This window comes from Spongiibacter sp. C9W (genome assembly GCF_057370015.1).
The window spans coordinates 148,793-166,395 of the sequence record NZ_CM170672.1 but is presented as its reverse complement, the minus strand read 5'-3'; the positions used below and the strand labels follow the sequence as shown (position 1 = coordinate 166,395).

Sequence of the window (17,603 nt, the reverse complement as noted above, 5' to 3'; positions counted from 1 at the left end):
AGCAAATTTACGGCCTGTCTGCCGCAAATTCAGCACCGAATGAGCGGATAAATTCCGGCCCTGGCGATAGTTGAGGGAGGTCAAACTCGGAAGGGTAATTCACATCTACAAGATACAGGCCGTGGGGTTTAGCCGTAACGCCCCCTTGACTGCGATCTCGACTGGCAAGCACCTCTGCGGTCCAACCAACGGGCTGCGCTCCACTCCCCACCGCCACCAAGACGCCGGCGATATTGCGCACCATGTGGTGAAGAAAGGCATTGCCCTGAATATCTATCACAACGTAACGGCCGTGGCGGCTTACGTTGACGTAATGGATATTGCGCATCGGGCTGTGAGACTGGCAGGACGCCGCGCGAAAAGCGCTAAAGTCCTGTTCACCCACCAACACTTGCGCCTCTCGATGCATCAACGCTTCGTCTAATGGCACATCGATATGAGTAACGCCGCCCACCAAGTGCGCGGAGCGCCGCAATTGATTCAGAATTACATAGCGATAACGGCGTGCAGTTGCGGAGAAACGGGCATGAAAATCACCGGCGACAGGGCGCACCCAACGCACAGCGATATCAGTGGGAAGCAAGGCATTACAGCCCGCGTGCCACGCCTTAACACTGCGCCCCACCGGGGCATCGAAATGAACGACTTGGTGACTGGCATGAACGCCCGCATCGGTCCTACCCGCGCAAATCACGGTTACCGGGCTGGCTGCAACGGAAGACAGGGCCGACTCCAACGCGTCTTGAATGGTTGCAACCTTTGGCTTGTCCTGGCTCTGCCAACCCCGATAAGCGCCACCTTGATATTCCAGCGCCATGGCTATGCGCGTTCCTTCAGGTAGCGTTTCGGTATCGGCGCGCTCGAATGCTTGCGGCTCGAAACTAGGGGTGCTCAATGTTACTTCAACTGCTCCATTAATGCCTGGGCTGCCGCTTTCTGTTCGTCGCTACCCGCCTCCAGCACTTCATTAATAATATCCCGGGCACCGTCTTCGTCGCCCATGTCGATAAACGCGCGGGCGAGATCCAGCTTGTTCGAAATATCATCACTGTCTGACAACTCAGGCATATCCTCCTCGGCCGAATCAGCAGAGAATTCATCAAAAACCAAGTCATCTAAATTCAGCGCACCGACCTCGTCGGCGTCACCCTGAGCTTCGTCGAGCGCCACGCCATCGGTTGACGTTAGCGGCTCCTGATCAGCATCGGCATCGGCGGCATCGACCACGGTTTCAATGGCCTGGTCCTCGGTGTCTGCCCCGGCATCCTCAGCCAGCGACAAACCCTCTACCTCGGCATCCAGGTCCGCCAATGCGGCGTCGAGATCATCCAATTCAGACAATTCCTCTGCCGCCGCCTCCGGCTGGGGCTCGCTGTCGTCAGTGCTCAACATTGACTCACCGAGGTCACTGTCTTCTAGACTAAAGTCAAAGTCGCTGAGGTCTGCACCAAGATCATTACCTTCTGCAACCGTGTCGCTCTCTGCAACGGCATCATCGCCAACGGATAATTCGCTCAGGTCTAGATCAGCGTCACCGAGCTCGTCCAAGGCTTCAAAGCTACCGTCGTCCAGCTCCAGGTCGCTGCCTTCTGTCGACAATGCATCCAATTCCAACTCGTCATCACGACCATCGACGTCGAGGCTATCATCGGAAGCAAAATCAAAGTCCTCAAGCCCTTCCAAAACCGGCTCGTCGGCTGCCGTTTCACTGCCAGTGCTGGAATCATCGTCCAGAGAAAGCGCCTCAGCACCCGCCGCCGAATTCGGGTCAGCTTCTGGCATCGGCGTAGCGTCCACCTCTTCGTCTAGGGCTTCGCTGCCATCATCTTCGTGCTGATCTTCTCCGTCCAGAAAAGCCAACTCTTCATCCAGGTTATCGAGAGACTCCAGCTCTTCGGTCACCGCAGACGACGGCTCATCACTCAACCAACCGCTAACACCCTCGATAGCAGACATCGACTCTTTAACGCGCGCCAGCGCATCGGCATCGCCATGCATTTCTAGCTGCTGATAGGCCTCAAGGAAGGCCTCCCGGTCGCGCGTATCCAGATAGATATCAAGCAACTTAACACGCAGCTCGGTGTTTTCCGGCTCATTGGCGATAGCACTCTTCAGTAAGCTCGCCGCCTGATCGTAACGACCATAAGCCACATAAATTTCAGCCTCTGAAATCGCGTCGCCGGTCTGCGGCTGAACCGCCTCTTCCACCGACTCTTCCGCTGATTCGCTGCTGGGCTGCTCCGAGAAGTCATCGTTTAAACTGTCGAAATCGAAATCACCGGCAATTTCTTCGGCCGCGGCGTCGGCTTCAGCGCTCGGCTCATCAAGCTCATCGACAGGCGCTATTTCGTCAGCCGAGGGCGCATCCAGATTATTGAGCGCACCGGCATCGGCAAGTGGTGGTTCGATTTGTGGCTCTGCATCATCGTTGGCGCCAGCTCGGCGACGCACCAATAATAGAAGCAGTAGCAATACACCCAGTCCTGCGGCGGCGTATTGGTATAGCGGCACTAAGTACCACGGCGTCTCTACCGGCGCTGGCGAGCGCTCCTGCTCGCTAGACATTGGTGGCACGGACTCTGCGGCTTCGCTCGCTACGTCGGCGGCATCAGCGGCAGGTTCGGCGTCACCACCCTCTTCATTCGCATTCGGGGCAGTCGCATTCAGGGCATTGCGCGCCGCCGCCGTAATCTCAGCCTCGCGCTCTTCCAAAGCACGCTGGTCTTCCTCGAGGCTGGCTTCTACCTCGGCAATTTCCGCTGAGATGGCGTTAGCTTCCTCTGTCGCATCGGCAGAGTTGGCCGCCAGGCCAGCCTGCAGCGCGGCCAACTCGCGGTTTTTGAGTGCGATCAACTTTTGCAAGGTATCAACTTGCTTCTCCATTTCTCGCACACGGCTCGCCATGGAGGCATTCTCAAGCTGTACTTGTTCGAGCACTTCTTGCTCTTCGCTCAGTCGGCGACGCAGCTCATCAACCTCTTCACTTGACGCGGTGTCACCCGCACTGCCAATACTAAAGCGCACATCATCACTGGTCGCGGAATCAACCGGTGCTTGTTCTGCCTTTTTTGTTGCGTCGAGTTGAGGTGCCTTTTGCTCGGACGCGGCACCCGCGTCTACGGAAACCGCACTGGAAGTCCGGCGTTGTCGCCAATCTTTCGCTTGCTGCCTAATTGTCTGAAGCGCTGTTTCATGATCGAGCGCGTTAATCTCATCTTCACTGGGGATCTCGAGAACATAACCCGACTTAACGCGGTTGATATTATTACCTATGAAGGCTTCGGGATTTTTGCGCAGCAGCGCGATCATGGTTTGTTCGGTTGTTACAAAGGCGCTGGGGCGAAGCTTTGCCGCCACCTGCCACATCGTATCGTGATGTTGCACGCGGTATTGCCCGTCTTGATCACTCGACGGCAGATCGGTCTTTTTTTCCAGCGGCCGCGGCTGCAGGGACTTTGCAGAATCATCCTGAACTGACGACACTGGAACCGGTGGCGCCACGCTAACGCTGCCGCGCGAGCCGCCGGGCTCCCGCTCAGCGACCGGGGAAGACGGCTGCGCCGGTGAGGGTGAGACATTGGACACCGGCACCCGTGCAGCTTGGGTGGGAGCGAGATCAGATTCAAAAACGGGCAAATCCAACAGCACCGTGTATTCACGGAGCATGCGACCGTTTGGCCAGCGAACTTCAATAATGAAATCTAAATAGGGTTCAACAACGGGCTGGGTTGTGGTGACAATAATTCGGCCGCGGCCGTTTTCACCCACCTCGACAATAAAATCCAAACTATTGAGAAATTGTGTGCGATCAATGCCTGCATTGTCGAAAGCCGACGCGTCAGCAAGATCAACGCGCAACTGAGCAGCCTCCAAACCCTCGGCCTCGCGCAGTGGAATAAAGGCTTTAAACGGCTGGTTCAGGGAGGACGCCAGGGCGATGTCCCCTACCCCGAGGGCGCTCACAAAACCACTTTGAATGGCGCCCACCAATACTGCTACACGGGCCAGACTCTTGCTCATATTTCCACCGTCTCGTTGCTGCACCGCGTCTGTCGATCCCGAAACGAGGCGCAGCGCGGCGTGAATATCGAATAGCTTCGCAGTGTGGACCGCAAACTACAGGCGTTGTTATCTAGAATTATTCTTCGATAGTAAGCGTAAATATTAGCTATGTGTCGGTTTTTATCAAGATTTTAAGCGCTTCAATAATGTTAAGTGCGGCACCTTTACGCAAATTGTCTGCCACAATGGTTGCGCGCAAAACACGTTCGTCGCGACGATCGACAGCCCACTCAGCAATATCTATCGTTTCACTGCCCTGTAGACCCGCTGGACTCGCCAGTGCTTCCGCGTTGCCATCACGCAAACGAAACACATCGCTTGCCAGCAGCTGCTCGCGCCATTGCGCGGCAGCCACAGCGTCACCAAACTCCGCTCGCAGCAGCGTGCAATGGCCGTAAAACACCGGCGCCAACATAGCCTGACAGTGAACCTGCGCGAATTCATCCCGCCCCTGTGTCAGCAGGGTAGCCAGATTATGCTCAATATCTGCACTATTATCGGCAGTTAGCGGCAAAACATTAAAGGCAATCTGTGCTGGCAGCTGACTGGACTCAAGCGACTGCGCATTCAGCAGGCGCGCCGTTTCTGCCGCGAGGGTCTCAACACCATTGCTGCCTGCACTCGATACGGGTTGCGCGACCGCCAAGTCGATGCGCTGGGGCGTTGGTAGCTGCGCAAGCAATGCGTACACATGGCTACTCACCGCATCGGCAATCGCGACACTTTTTTCCCCTTCAGCCAATTCGCTGCCTGCACAAAATACCGGCACATCGCCGCGCTGAGACAACACATTAGCGGCATCAACGACCACGCAGCCTGCACTCTCTGCGGCATCAACTAACTGCGGCAAGGGTTCGCCAGGCATAAATACCGCAACGTCCACAGCACTAAAATCCGCCTCATCCAGAGGTCGAAAATCCAGCGGACGCCCACGATACATTGCCGGCTCAGCGTCGTAAGCGGCAGCGCTGTATAGCCGCAGCGTTGTTGGCGCAGCCTCCCACTCACTGAGCGCTTCCAGGAGGTGCTTTCCCTCCAGGCTATCGGCGGCAAAAATGGCATAGTGGGTCATTAGGCAATATCACCTCGGATAATGCGCAACATCCGGCGCAAAGGCTCAGCAGCGCCCCACAGCAATTGGTCGCCAACCGTGAAAGCCGAGAGGTATTGCTCGCCCATATTCAGTTTCCGCAAACGACCAACGGGTACGCTCAATGTACCGGTCACCGCCGTTGGGGTTAGCCGCTCAAGTGTTGCATTGCGCTCGTTGGGAACCACATCGACCCAGTCATTGGCACTGGCAAGGATGGATTCAATGTCACCCATCGGTACATTTTTGTTCAACTTGATGGTTAGTGCCTGGCTGTGACAGCGCATTGCACCAACGCGCACACAGTTGCCGTCAATCGCAATCGGCGAGTCGTCGCGACCCAGAATTTTGTTTGTCTCAGCTTGCCCTTTCCATTCTTCACGGCTTTGACCGTTCTCAAGCTGGGTGTCAATCCAAGGCAACAGGCTACCGGCCAGCGCATGACCAAATTCCTGTGTTGGGAAAGCATCACCGCGCATCGCCTCGGCCACCTTGCGATCAATATCCAGGATATTGCTGCGTGCATCAGCCAATTCCGGCGCCACCGCGTCGCGAATACTCCCCATTTGTGAGATCAGCTCACGCATATTTTTGGCACCGGCGCCGCTAGCCGCCTGGTAGGTTTGCGCACTCACCCACTCAACCATGCCCTCGCGGAACAGACCGCCAACGGCCATCAGCATCAAACTTACGGTGCAGTTGCCGCCGATGTAGTTTTTAACGCCGCGCTGCAGGCCCTGTTTAACCACGTCGAGGTTAACCGGATCCAGTACGATAATGGCATCATCGCTCATGCGCAGTGATGATGCCGCATCAATCCAGTAGCCCTGCCAACCGCTGGCGCGCAGATCGGCGAATACCGCCTTCGTGTAATCACCACCCTGACAGGAAATAATCGCGTCCATGGCAGCGAGTTCAGTGATGTCGTGCGCATCCTTCAACGGCGCGATATCGCGACCGATGTCCGGGCCCTGCCCACCGACATTTGAGGTGGTGAAAAATTGTGGTTCGATACCATCAAAGTCGTTTTCTTCGAGCATGCGACCCATCAATACTGAGCCCACCATGCCTCTCCAACCAACAAAACCTACTTTCATTACTCATTCCTCCTTTCCTACATGGCGACCAACCCACTCACAAGCCGGCGCCCCATTAGCCCCCGCAGGCGGCCAACGACGAGTGTTTACACTTCCGATAAAGCGGCCAAAACGGCATCGCCCATCTGCGCGGTGCCCACCTTCTGGCAACCCTCAGAGTAGATATCCGCGGTACGCAGCCCTTTATCCAACACACGGCTTACTGCGTCTTCGATGCACTGCGCAGCATCGGGCTCAGACAGGGAATAGCGCAACATCATTGCCACCGACAGAATGGTCGCCAGTGGATTCGCGATACCCTGCCCGGCAATGTCGGGCGCGCTGCCGTGGCAGGGCTCATACATGCCGCGGCCATTCACATCTAGTGACGCCGAAGGCAGCATGCCAATTGATCCGGTCAACATCGCTGCGGCGTCAGAAAGAATATCGCCAAACATATTGCCGGTAACGACAACGTCAAATTGCTTCGGCGCGCGCACCAACTGCATGGCGGCGTTATCAACGTACATATGGCTGAGCTCGACATCCGGATAGTCTTTGGCCATCTCGTCGACGACTTCGCGCCACAGCATGGTCACTTCCAGTACGTTGGCCTTGTCAACACTGCACAGACGTCCGCCGCGTTTTTGCGCCAACTCAAAGGCCACCTTGGCGATCCGGCGGATTTGCGATTCGTTGTAAACGTAGGTGTTGTAACCTTCGCGCTCACCATTATCGAGCTCGCGAATGCCGCGTGGCTGACCGAAGTAAATACCGCCCGTCAACTCGCGTACAATCAGTATATCCAAGCCGGCAACCAGCTCTGGCTTCAGCGAAGACGCATCGGCTAACTGCGGATAAAGAATGGCGGGACGCAAATTGCCAAACAAATCCAAGCGCTTGCGAATCTCCAGCAGGCCACCCTTTTCTGGGCGCTCTGCAGGGGGCAACTGATCCCACTTAGGTCCGCCTACAGCCCCCAGCAAAATAGCATCAGCTGCCTGGCACTTCTCGAAGGTTTCATCCGGCAGTGCCGTGCCCACCGCGTCGATAGCGGCGCCGCCAAGCAGCGCATCGTCTAGCGACAAATTAAGTTGGTGAGAGTGATTGATCGCTTCCAAGACCTTGCGAGCCTCGGCCATAATTTCCGGACCGATACCATCGCCGGCCAACATCAATACTTTGCGAGCAGTTTTTTCAGACACGTTTCTATTCCCGTATGTAGTTTGTCAGTATGTTTACGCGCGATGCTCGCGGAACAACCAAGGCGATTTTTGCTGCCAGTTTTTTTCAAAGTCGCGGATAGCATCGGCATCCTGCAGGGTTAAGCCGATATCATCCAGACCATTGATCAGGCAGTGCTTGCGAAAGGCATCAACGTCGAAGGTTATGACGTCACCTGCTGGCGTGGTAATCGTCTGCGCGGGCAGGTCAACCAATAAGCGATAGCCCTCTGAGCTGTACATCTCATTGAACAAATTATCGACAACATCCGCTGGCAGCACTATCGGTAAGATGCCATTTTTAAAGCAGTTGTTAAAAAAGATATCGGCAAAACTCGGCGCAATAACGCAACGAAAGCCGTAATCCTCCAATGCCCAGGGAGCGTGCTCGCGGCTTGAACCGCAACCAAAATTTTCCCTCGCTAACAACACTGAAGCGCCCTGGTAACGGGCGTGATTGAGCGGAAAATCCGGGTTGATTGGGCGCTGGCTGCAGTCTTCGCCCGGGCGCCCTTCGTCCAGGTAACGCAGCTCGTCGAACAAATTTGGCCCAAAGCCACTGCGCTTAATCGACTTCAGGAACTGCTTGGGAATGATCATATCCGTGTCGACATTCGCGCGATCCATTGGCGCCGCGAGTCCGTCTAATTGGGTAAACGCTTTCATTGTTTGCTCCTTATATCCACTCGCGCACGTCGACGAAATGCCCTGCAATAGCCGCTGCTGCCGCCATCGCCGGACTCACCAAATGCGTTCGACCACCAAAGCCCTGACGCCCCTCAAAATTTCGGTTAGACGTTGAGGCACAGTGCTCACCCGCTCCGAGCTTATCGGCGTTCATTGCCAAACACATAGAGCAACCTGGCTCACGCCACTGCAGCCCCGCCTCAGTAAAGATTTTATCCAGTCCCTCTGCTTCGGCTTGTTTTTTGACCAGGCCTGAACCGGGAACAACCAGCGCTTCTTTCAAACTCTCGGCCACTTTTTTGCCTTTCACTACCGCAGCGGCCTCGCGAAGATCTTCAATACGAGAGTTGGTGCAGGAACCGATAAACACCCGGTCGAGGGTGATATCGGTAATGGCTTGCCCCGCGCTAAGCCCCATATACGTCAGCGCACGCTCACAAGCACTGCGCTGGACAGGGTCGCTAAAGTCATTGGGAGCGGGGACTACCGCACCGACTGCCGCCACCATCTCCGGGCTGGTACCCCAGGTCACTTGTGGCTCGATACTGCTGCCGTCAAGCTCAACCACCGCATCAAAATAAGCATCGGGGTCACTGTGCAGTGTTTGCCAGTAACTTACCGCCTGCTCCCACTCTTGCTCATTGGGGGCAAACGGCCGACCTTTTACATAGTCGATGGTCGTTTCGTCCACGGCAACCATACCCACACGCGCACCGGCCTCTATGGCCATATTACAAATGGTCATGCGGCCTTCCATCGACATGTCGCGGATCACTTGTCCGCCAAATTCAATGGCATATCCTGTGCCGCCTGCGGTACCGATTTTTCCAATTACGGCAAGGACGACATCTTTGGCGGTAACACCGACGCCGAGCTTGCCGTCGATGCGCACCAACATGTTTTTGCTCTTCTTCTGGATCAGGCACTGGGTCGCCAATACATGCTCGACCTCAGAGGTGCCAATACCGTGGGCCAGCGCGCCCAGCGCGCCGTGGGTTGCGGTATGCGAGTCACCGCAGACCACTGTCATACCAGGCAGCGTTGCCCCCTGCTCTGGACCGACAACATGAACAATCCCCTGCCGCTCGTCGTTGATCGAGAACTCAGTGATCCCGAACTCATCGCAGTTATCATCAAGTGTTTGAACCTGGATACGCGATATTTCATCTTGGATACCGCTCACACCCGCACTGCGCTCAGCGAGGACCGTGGGCACGTTGTGATCCGGTGTTGCGATATTGGCACTCACGCGCCAGGGCTGACGCCCGGCAAGCCTAAGGCCTTCAAATGCTTGCGGCGATGTCACCTCGTGGACAAGCTGGCGATCAATATAGATCAAGGCGGTACCGTCATCGCGCTCTTTTACCAGATGCGCGGCCCATAATTTGTCGTAAAGCGTTTGTGAAGCCATGAATGATCCCCCAGTCTCCTCTCATTGCAGGCAATTTTACGCAGCCACATAAAATAAAACAAATTCATATTTTTTATTATTTCAATTCCAAAGAGGAATGAATAAACTTACTTCCATGGACACACAATCACTACAAGCGTTTCTATGTGTTGCCGAATGCAGCTCATTCTCAGGCGCGGCGGAGCAGCTCCACCTCACCCAACCCGCAATCAGCAAGCGTATTGCCACGCTGGAAAAGCAGCTCAATACCAAGCTATTTGACCGCATTGGCCGGCATATTCACCTTACCGAAGCCGGTCGCGCACTGCTGCCGGAAGCGCAGCGCATTCTTCAAGACATCCGCGAAGCCCGCCGACGCATCGACGACCTTCGCGGCAGCGTATCGGGCCGCCTGTCGATGGGCATCAGCCACCACATAGGGCTACACCGCCTGCCGCCGGTATTGCGGGAATTCAGCCAACGATACCCAGACGTCCAGCTGGATATCGACTTTATGGATTCAGAGCAGGCCCACCACCGCATCCTCCACGGTGAGATGGATTTGGCAGTGATCACCCTATCTCCAAGCCAGGAGGAACATTTGAGCTTCCTGCCGGTGTGGCAAGACCAGCTCACCGTGGCGGTCGCGAACGACCACCCACTGAGTAACGCTGGTGTGGTAACCGCCGAAATGTTGAGCCAACACACCGCCCTACCACCCGGGCTGAACACCTATACTGGGCAAATTATCAAACGCCTTTTCGATGAGGCCGGGCTGGAAATGAATATTGGTATGTCCACCAACTACCTTGAGACCATCAAGGTCATGGTGAGCATCGGTTTAGGTTGGAGCATCCTGCCGCAAACCCTTCTGGACGACAGTGTTACCGCCCTGGAACTGAAGAACATGCAACTGAGTCGCACCCTGGGCTGCGTACACCACCGCAACCGCAGTCTGTCGAATGCATCGCGCGCCTTCATAGACCTTTTACCAAATATTGATCACGGCGGCGTGAAGTGAGGAGCCAACGCCAGCAATTGCTCTGGCGTATCCACGTCGCTGTAAATACCCGGGTCACTGACGTCGATAAACCGACGCGTCGACGCTGGATCTTGGATTACTCCCTTCCCGCCCTGCTCACCCATTACCGCACATAGCGCCGGCCAATATTTTCTACCAAAGGCCACCGGGTGACCGACCCGCCCCTGACAACGTGGCACGACGATATCGTCCGCAGAGGCAGCGTTAATCAGCTGAGAAATCGTGGTAATTCGCAGCAGCGGCAAATCCGCGGGCATGATTAATACCGCCTCAGGCAAGCTCGGCGGCAACGCGTGAGAGCGCAACTGCTCCTCGGTGCAGTCGAAGCGCTGCAACAACGCGCGCATACCCGCGGCCAAGGAGAAGCCCATGCCTTCTTCCGCTCGGCGTGCATAGAAACACGGCGCATCGAGCTTTGCCGCAACGTTATTGTGGCGGTCGGACTCACTCAACACGGCGAAAGCCTGCGCTCCCGCCTTGCCAGCCCGCCGGATTAAGGCAGGCAGCATCTCACCACCTTTGGGAAGCGGCGTGAATCGCTTGTCCTGTTCGCCAAAGCGACGACTGCGGCCAGCGGCCAACAACAATAACGGCAACACCGCCATTACACAGCCCGTTTACCACTGCGCAACTGGGTTAACTCTGCCATAACCGCCACAGCGATTTCCATCGCCGACTTACTGCCAATGGGCAAACCCACCGGAGCGTGAAGGCGATCAATTTGCTCGGCACTTAAGTCGAGCTGAAGCAGGCGTTGGCGGCGCTTTTCAGACGTTCGCAATGAACCCAAGGCGCCGACGTAGTAGCAGTTTTCGCACAAGGCCTGCATCAAGGCCATATCGTCGATACGCGGGTCGTGGGTTAGGGTAATGACGATGCTATGCGCATCTGCGGCATGTTCTGCCACCACGTCATCGGGCATGCCGGGCAACACCGTAACCGCAGGCAAAGACCAGCGCTGTCGCCGGTCATCGCGCGGGTCACACACGAGCACGCGATAATCCATCGCCAAGGCAAGCTCCGCAATGCAGCGAGCCAGCTCGTTAGCCCCAACCAGTAATAGCTGAAAGCGGGGGCCAAAATCCTGCTGTAAGGTCGTCTCGCCCAGGCTCAACGCCTGGCAGTGTTCCAAGCCTTGCAGAGACCAATCCCCGCTTTGCAAATCAACCTGCCTACGCATCGCCCTGCGCTCATCCAAGGCGAGCAAAAGGCGGCGAATATCTGCTAAGTGGCTGGCGGTAAGCGGCTCGATGAAAATTTTCATACGGCCGCCACAAGGCAGCCCAAAGCGCTCGTTCTCCTCTGGGCTGACACCATATTCCAGCAACTCACAGTGAGTGGCGGCGAGTTGCCCGGATGCCAGCTTCTCCAGGAGATCATCCTCTATACACCCACCGGACAGCGAACCTGTTAACGCGCCGTCAGCGGCCAAAAACGCCATCGCCCCGAGCGGCCTGGGCGACGCGCCAAATGTCGCTGCAATCGTACATAGCCAGCCGCCCTGCCCCTCGTCAACGGCGCTCGCCGCAGCAGCCAAAACCAGTTGATCGGTATTTTTCAAATGCCATCCCCAGATTTATACAACCCTAAACATCCCCAACATTATGAAACCAGCCATTTAAAAAAGGCAAAAAAAACGCCGCATAAAGCGGCGTTTATAGCGTACTACCGACGGATCAATACCAGCGGTAAGTACCCTGAATGGCAAAGCTACGTGGCGGCTCAACGAAACCGTAGTGGCCCGTGCTACCGAAGATGCTGTTCGCCAGCGGCGTGTCGTTGGAGTAAGAAATTACCGTTTCATCGGTTAAGTTCTTAGCCAGTAACGCCACTTCCCATCCAGCAGATACATCTGACAACCCCAAACGCAGGTTAGTCTTCACGTAGGCATCCTGCTCCTGGCTCGGGTCGAGGTTTTGCGACGAGTTGTAGTCACCGGTGAAGACGAAGTCCGCACCACCGCGGAATTCGATATCACTGGTCAGCATCGTGGTGTATACAAAGGTCAAGTTACCAGAGTAATCAGCTACGTACTGGTTGGTCTTACCTTTGTAATCACAATAAGCAATCCCTTCAGCAGTCACCGTATCTGGCGTCTGTCCTTGATAGCACTGACCGTTTTCATAGTCGGTAAATTCAAAGTCAAGGAAGGCCAGGGCACCGGTCATCATCAGGTTTTCAGTTAATGCGATACGGCCATCAAGCTCGATACCCATGGTCGTCGCAGCACCGGCATTACCCACATTGAAGCCGAGCGTACCATCAAAGATACTTACCTGAAGGTCGTCGTACTCAGTGTAAAATGCCGCGATGTTCAACTCAGCAGCGCCATCCAGCAGCGTTGTTTTCGCACCGATTTCCAAGCTCGTCGCCTGCTCTTCTTCATACTCAAAGCTACCAACAAGAACCACTGGATCGCCGTTATCTAAGTTCTGTAGCGGACGAATCTGATTGGTTGCCGGAGACGCATTGGAGCGCGCATCATAACCACCTGATTTGTAACCACGCGACAATGTACCGTAGAGCATCGCGTCATCGTTCACATCGTACTGCAGGTTCAACGACGGCGAGATATTTTCCTCGGTACGTGAGCCACTCAAGTCGTGACGCTCAGCGGAGAAGTTCTTCGCCACAACGGTGTCGATCTCACCCTCATCTGGGCGCTCACCCGTCGCACGGTTAACGAAGTCTAACTTACGGCTACCATCTTTAGTCTCATGCGAATACCGCAGCCCTATGGTTGCTCGGAACAAGTCTGTAACGTTCCACGTTGTTTGCAGGAAAGCCGAGAACAGCTCTGTCTCCGTAGTGAAGTAACGGGGGGTGCCCAAGTCGCGAATTGCATCCCCTGCATCACCGAAACCACCCAAATCCAGCGCGTTAAGCAAACCGGCGTCAGCTGCGGGCTGCAAAAGTGCCTCAAGGGGAGTTCCAGCGAAAAGGCCCAAAGCCACATTATCCAGAGGGCCGCCTTCAATATCACCCGGTGGGCGTTCACCGCGAGCACCCGCTTCTTGAATATCCGCAGCATTCAACAGCCCGGGCAGGATATCACTGTCTACACGGATGCTATCAAAGAACTCAAGCTCACTCTTTTGATAGAAACCACCGGCGATAAATTCAAAGGTTTCACCGACAGGCGATACCCAACGAAATTCCTGGCTGAACTGGTCGTAGTTTTCTTCAGCGCCCACACTGAATACTGGCGCGCCAGTGAAGTCACAGTCACACAGCTCTTCGGTATCGTAACCCAGCAAACCAGTAATGAAAGTAAACTGGTGGCCTTCGCGATAATAATCAACGTTCAGCGTGATGTTCTGCGTGTCGTTGTAGCTGTAGTCACCGTTCGACGAACGCTTAAAGTCCTGTTTGTTGTTCAGTACAGAAGAGTCCGCATCAACAGAGGCCAATACAATGGGACCGGCTGCAACTTCAGTGAAGTCGAGAATCTCTGCGTAGGTGCGGCCGTTGAACGAGCCCGTGCTCGAGGTTGACGGCTGATCATTGATGATTTCGATCTGGCGGCCATCAACATCAAACTTACCCACTTCCAATTTCAAGGCTGCAACCAAGTTTTCCGTCGCATCCCATTCAAAGATTGCCCGAATGGTCCCCTCGTCGCGCGTTGGCTCGTCGCGATTCAAGGTCAGGTTTTCCATATGACCATCGATATCGCGCTTACGGATCGCAAGACGCGCACCCACGGTATCCGTTAACGGACCAGACAATACCAAATCGATAATTTGCTCGTTGAAGTCGGGCTCGTATGTCGCCGACACAGAGCCTTCAAACTCTTGTCCGGGACGCGCTGAAATCAAGCTTAGCGCACCAGCGATGCTGTTTTTGCCAAACAAAATATTCTGCGGGCCACGCAAAACTTCGACGCGGGCCAGGTCAAGAAAAGGTGCGCGCGTCAGCTGCGCACGGCCGTAGCTGACACCGTCAAAATACATACCCACGGACTGTTCAAAACCCGGGTTGATGCCCGAGCCGATACCGCGAATGTAGATGTTCGTACCGATCCCCGTCTCTGACATTGTCAGGTTGGGTACATATGCTTGCAGGTCTTCAACTTTGGCGATACCCGCCTCAGCCATTTTGTCGCCGCTCACAGCGTTCACGGATACCGGAACATCCTGCAAGCTTTCTGCCCGCAGTGTTGCAGTAACAATAACTTCTTCCAAAGCGGGTGCTGCAAACAGCGGTGTTGCTGCTACAGAAACCGCCGCTGCCAGCGCCGAGCGCCGAAAACGTGCTAATGATTTATTCAAGGTCATATGACCTCCAGATGCCTTGTTTTATTATGACTGACCCCACTGGCGCGAATGCTCCAGTAATGTCCCCTCCAGGATTCCCGCGTCGCATTGCTGCGCGCAAGGTAATGTGATCGCCGACAACATATACGAAATAAGGTGTCTACGCAATGTCACGAAAGCTTATCGTTGTAGAGCATATAGCTCAAGGTTAAAAGCAAAGGCGCCGCTATAATGCGGCGCCTAAGTGTAAGCCAGCTTGTGCTTACCAGCGCCAGCTTGCTTGAACTGCTACGCTGCGTGGTCTTTCAATAAACGCATAGTGGTTAACGCTGCCGAAGCTGCTGTTCGCCAACGGCGTGTCGTTGGAATACGACACCACCTCTTCGTCAGTCAGGTTTTTACCAACCAGCGCCAATTCCCAACCGTCCTTCACATCGGCGATCGCCAAGCGCATATTCACTTTCACGTAGCCGTCTTGCTCCTGGCTAGGATCGAGGTTTTGCGAGGAGTTGTAGTCATCGGTAAAGACAAAGTCAGTGGCCGCACGAAACTCCATGGCATCGCCAAAGCTATGCGTGTAGTTGAATGCCAAGTTACCTGAGTAATCGGCAACGTATTGGTTAGTCTTGCCCTTGTAGTCACAGAAGGCGACCCCATTCACGACAGAGTCTGGAGTTTGCCCTTGGAAACACTGACCGTTTTCGAACTCAGTGAATTCAAAATCAAGGAAGGCGATCGCTGCACTCATCACCAGTTCATCGGTAAGCGCAATACGGCCATCGAATTCAATACCCTGAGTTTCAGCCTTACCAGCATTGCCGACATTAAAGCCGAGGGTACCGTCGAAGATACTCACCTGGAGATCGTCGTACTCAGTCATGAACACGGCAACGTTGAGCTCAGCACGCCCGTCCCAAAAACTGCTCTTGGCGCCGATTTCTAAGCTGGTTGCTTCCTCTTCGTCGTATTCAAATGAGCCAATGATGACGCTGCCCGCTGCGTTGGGGGCAGCGCTTGGCGATGCGTTTGAGCGTGCATCAAAGCCGCCGGACTTGTAGCCGCGGCTCGCCGTTGCGTAAACCATTATCTCATCGGTCGCATCAAACTGAACATTGATCGACGGTGCGAGCTGGTCAGTGTCTTGAGTGTCTTCCAAATCATGCCGTTCAATTTTGAAAACCCCCGCTAGAACACCGTCCACCGTACCTAGTGGCCGTTCGTTGCCCTGCAGATCAGCAACTGTCAGGCTACGCGAGCCGTCTTTTTCCTCTTCAGAATAACGCAGACCAAAGTTGGCGCGTAAGCGATCTGTAACATTCCAGGTGGTCTGCCAGAACACTGACCACAATTCAGCGTCTGAGCTGAAGTAGCGTGGTGTTGTGGTATTGGCAATGGAGTTACCCGCCGCTTGCGAGCCTGTTCTCAATGCTACTGCAGTGGGGATAATCGCACTATCAATCACAATGCTGTCATAGAAATCGAGCTTGCTGGTCTGATAGTACAAGCCACCAATATGCTCAAAGGTTTCCCCTACCGGTGAGGCCCAGCGAATTTCTTGGCTGTACTGCTCATAGTCCTCGCTGAACGGAATGCTAAACACATTGGCGCCAGTGAAGTCACAGTCACAGAGCTCATCAAACTCGTACTCCAATGCCGCGGTAATGAAAGTCAGCGTGCCTTCACCCAGCGCATAGTCAACGTTCAAGGTAAAATTACGCGTCCGGTTATTGCTGTAATCCCCATTCGAGGAGCGCTTGTAATCCAATCCGGTATTCAGCACCGAGGGATCCGCACCAAACTGCGCTACAAGAATTTGACTGTAGCTCGCGCCACCAAAGGCCGGATTCGTTGAGGGCTGGTCGTTCACAATTTCAATTTGGCGACCGTCAACATTGAATTTACCCAACTCGAATTTCAACATCGCCGTCAGGTCTGCACTCGCCTCCCAGTCCAAAATTGCGCGGAAAGTACTCTCATCACGAGCTGGCTCATCGCGGTTCAGGGTGAGATTTTCAATGTAGCCGTCCATCGAGCGTTTGCGCATCGCGATGCGCGCGCCCAAGGTGTCGGTAAGTGGGCCCGACAAAATAAAGTCGACAATTTGTTCTTCGTGATCCGGCTCGTACAACACCGATAGCGAGCCTTCCTGCTCGTCTCCTGGTCGCGCAGAAATCAGGCTCAGTGCGCCAGCGATACTGTTCTTTCCGTAGAGAATATTTTGCGGACCACGCAATACCTCAACACGGGCCAAATCTAGAAAGGGTGCCCGCGTTAACTGGGCTCGGCTATATGAAACGCCATCAAAATACATACCGACGGACTGTTCAAAGCCGGGGTTGATCCCAGACCCGATCCCCCGAATATAGATGTTTGTGCCAATGCCTGTCTCCGACATTGACAGGTTGGGTACATAGGCCTGCAGGTCTTCGATTTTGTCGATACCGGCTTCCTGCATTTTTTCACCACTGACCGCGTTCACCGACACCGGCACGTCTTGCAGACTCTCGGTTCGCAGGGTTGCGGTTACCAAGACCTCTTCAAGAGCTGGGGCGGCAATCGCTGACGACAGTGGACTTAACCCTGCTGTCATTGCCGCCGAAGCCAAACCAATGGAGCACACACGCATTATCTTCATGAACAGACTCTCCTAGGAGCTACTTATTGTATTAAACATAACCTTACGCACTTTTTGTCGCGCACGATCATGTCCCGATGAAGTCTATATAGTCGAATATAGCTGTCTAATGTGGGATTTACCTATTCGTTAGCGTGAATAG

The 17,603-nt window shown here is 54.8% G+C and carries 12 protein-coding genes; 1 reads left to right on the top strand and 11 read right to left on the bottom strand.

Annotated elements, in window-relative coordinates; translation table 11 throughout:
• Positions 1 to 7: 7 nt before the first annotated feature.
• From truA to leuC, 7 genes are all read right to left on the bottom strand, one after another.
• Positions 8 to 895 carry a tRNA pseudouridine(38-40) synthase TruA gene (truA, locus tag AC2Q8J_RS00725; protein ID WP_239547683.1) on the bottom strand — a complete coding sequence of 296 codons (888 nt, stop codon included), beginning with the start codon at positions 893 to 895 and terminating at the stop codon, positions 8 to 10.
• Positions 896 to 897: 2 nt separating this feature from the next.
• Positions 898 to 4,020 carry a FimV/HubP family polar landmark protein gene (locus AC2Q8J_RS00720; RefSeq protein WP_486451898.1) on the bottom strand — a complete coding sequence of 1,041 codons (3,123 nt, stop codon included), beginning with the start codon at positions 4,018 to 4,020 and terminating at the stop codon, positions 898 to 900.
• Positions 4,021 to 4,168: 148 nt separating this feature from the next.
• Positions 4,169 to 5,134, bottom strand: coding sequence for an Asd/ArgC dimerization domain-containing protein (locus tag AC2Q8J_RS00715; protein WP_486451897.1), 966 nt, complete (start codon positions 5,132 to 5,134; stop codon positions 4,169 to 4,171).
• The gene (gene asd / locus AC2Q8J_RS00710) at positions 5,134 to 6,249 is read right to left on the bottom strand and encodes an aspartate-semialdehyde dehydrogenase (RefSeq protein WP_424145694.1); all 1,116 of its coding nucleotides are present in this window, start codon (positions 6,247 to 6,249) and stop codon (positions 5,134 to 5,136) included. Before asd ends, AC2Q8J_RS00715 begins: the two co-directional genes overlap by 1 nt.
• Before the next feature lie 86 nt (positions 6,250 to 6,335).
• Positions 6,336 to 7,403 carry a 3-isopropylmalate dehydrogenase gene (gene leuB, locus AC2Q8J_RS00705; RefSeq protein WP_348655283.1) on the bottom strand — a complete coding sequence of 356 codons (1,068 nt, stop codon included), beginning with the start codon at positions 7,401 to 7,403 and terminating at the stop codon, positions 6,336 to 6,338.
• A gap of 63 nt (positions 7,404 to 7,466) precedes the next feature.
• Complete coding sequence (leuD, locus tag AC2Q8J_RS00700; RefSeq protein ID WP_204995769.1) at positions 7,467 to 8,117, bottom strand: 3-isopropylmalate dehydratase small subunit; 651 nt, start codon at positions 8,115 to 8,117, stop codon at positions 7,467 to 7,469.
• Positions 8,118 to 8,127: 10 nt separating this feature from the next.
• The gene (gene leuC / locus AC2Q8J_RS00695; RefSeq protein ID WP_486451896.1) at positions 8,128 to 9,549 is read right to left on the bottom strand and encodes a 3-isopropylmalate dehydratase large subunit; all 1,422 of its coding nucleotides are present in this window, start codon (positions 9,547 to 9,549) and stop codon (positions 8,128 to 8,130) included.
• Positions 9,550 to 9,664: 115 nt separating this feature from the next.
• Between leuC and AC2Q8J_RS00690 the strand changes: the two genes are divergently transcribed.
• Positions 9,665 to 10,549, top strand: a complete 885-nt coding sequence (locus AC2Q8J_RS00690) for a LysR family transcriptional regulator (protein ID WP_424142403.1) — start codon at positions 9,665 to 9,667, stop codon at positions 10,547 to 10,549.
• On the opposite strand, the gene AC2Q8J_RS00685 is transcribed toward AC2Q8J_RS00690, so the two are convergent.
• The 4 genes from AC2Q8J_RS00685 to AC2Q8J_RS00670 all read right to left on the bottom strand — a co-directional run bounded on the left by AC2Q8J_RS00685 (position 10,531) and on the right by AC2Q8J_RS00670 (position 17,461).
• The gene (locus AC2Q8J_RS00685) at positions 10,531 to 11,175 is read right to left on the bottom strand and encodes a nucleotidyltransferase family protein (protein ID WP_486451895.1); all 645 of its coding nucleotides are present in this window, start codon (positions 11,173 to 11,175) and stop codon (positions 10,531 to 10,533) included. The genes AC2Q8J_RS00690 and AC2Q8J_RS00685 overlap by 19 nt on opposite strands.
• Positions 11,175 to 12,131, bottom strand: a complete 957-nt coding sequence (locus tag AC2Q8J_RS00680) for an XdhC family protein (protein WP_286695729.1) — start codon at positions 12,129 to 12,131, stop codon at positions 11,175 to 11,177. Before AC2Q8J_RS00680 ends, AC2Q8J_RS00685 begins: the two co-directional genes overlap by 1 nt.
• A 115-nt stretch (positions 12,132 to 12,246) precedes the next feature.
• Positions 12,247 to 14,847 (bottom strand): TonB-dependent receptor, encoded by a 2,601-nt coding sequence (locus AC2Q8J_RS00675; protein WP_204995772.1) that lies wholly within the window; start codon positions 14,845 to 14,847, stop codon positions 12,247 to 12,249.
• Positions 14,848 to 15,088: 241 nt separating this feature from the next.
• Positions 15,089 to 17,461 carry a TonB-dependent receptor gene (locus tag AC2Q8J_RS00670; RefSeq protein WP_486451894.1) on the bottom strand — a complete coding sequence of 791 codons (2,373 nt, stop codon included), beginning with the start codon at positions 17,459 to 17,461 and terminating at the stop codon, positions 15,089 to 15,091.
• Positions 17,462 to 17,603 lie beyond the last annotated feature (142 nt).

Excerpts from the sequence above, each read along its gene's own strand:
- AC2Q8J_RS00720 (WP_486451898.1), bottom strand. The coding sequence starts at position 4,020 with ATGAGCAAGAGTCTGGCCCGTGTAGCAGTATTGGTGGGCGCCATTCAA.
- AC2Q8J_RS00715 (WP_486451897.1), bottom strand. The coding sequence starts at position 5,134 with ATGACCCACTATGCCATTTTTGCCGCCGATAGCCTGGAGGGAAAGCAC.
- asd (WP_424145694.1), bottom strand. The coding sequence starts at position 6,249 with ATGAAAGTAGGTTTTGTTGGTTGGAGAGGCATGGTGGGCTCAGTATTG.
- leuB (WP_348655283.1), bottom strand. The coding sequence starts at position 7,403 with ATGTTGGCCGGCGATGGTATCGGTCCGGAAATTATGGCCGAGGCTCGC.
- leuD (WP_204995769.1), bottom strand. The coding sequence starts at position 8,117 with ATGAAAGCGTTTACCCAATTAGACGGACTCGCGGCGCCAATGGATCGC.
- leuC (WP_486451896.1), bottom strand. The coding sequence starts at position 9,549 with ATGGCTTCACAAACGCTTTACGACAAATTATGGGCCGCGCATCTGGTA.
- AC2Q8J_RS00690 (WP_424142403.1), top strand. The coding sequence starts at position 9,665 with ATGGACACACAATCACTACAAGCGTTTCTATGTGTTGCCGAATGCAGC.
- AC2Q8J_RS00685 (WP_486451895.1), bottom strand. The coding sequence starts at position 11,175 with ATGGCGGTGTTGCCGTTATTGTTGTTGGCCGCTGGCCGCAGTCGTCGC.
- AC2Q8J_RS00675 (WP_204995772.1), bottom strand. The coding sequence starts at position 14,847 with ATGACCTTGAATAAATCATTAGCACGTTTTCGGCGCTCGGCGCTGGCA.
- AC2Q8J_RS00670 (WP_486451894.1), bottom strand. The coding sequence starts at position 17,461 with ATGAAGATAATGCGTGTGTGCTCCATTGGTTTGGCTTCGGCGGCAATG.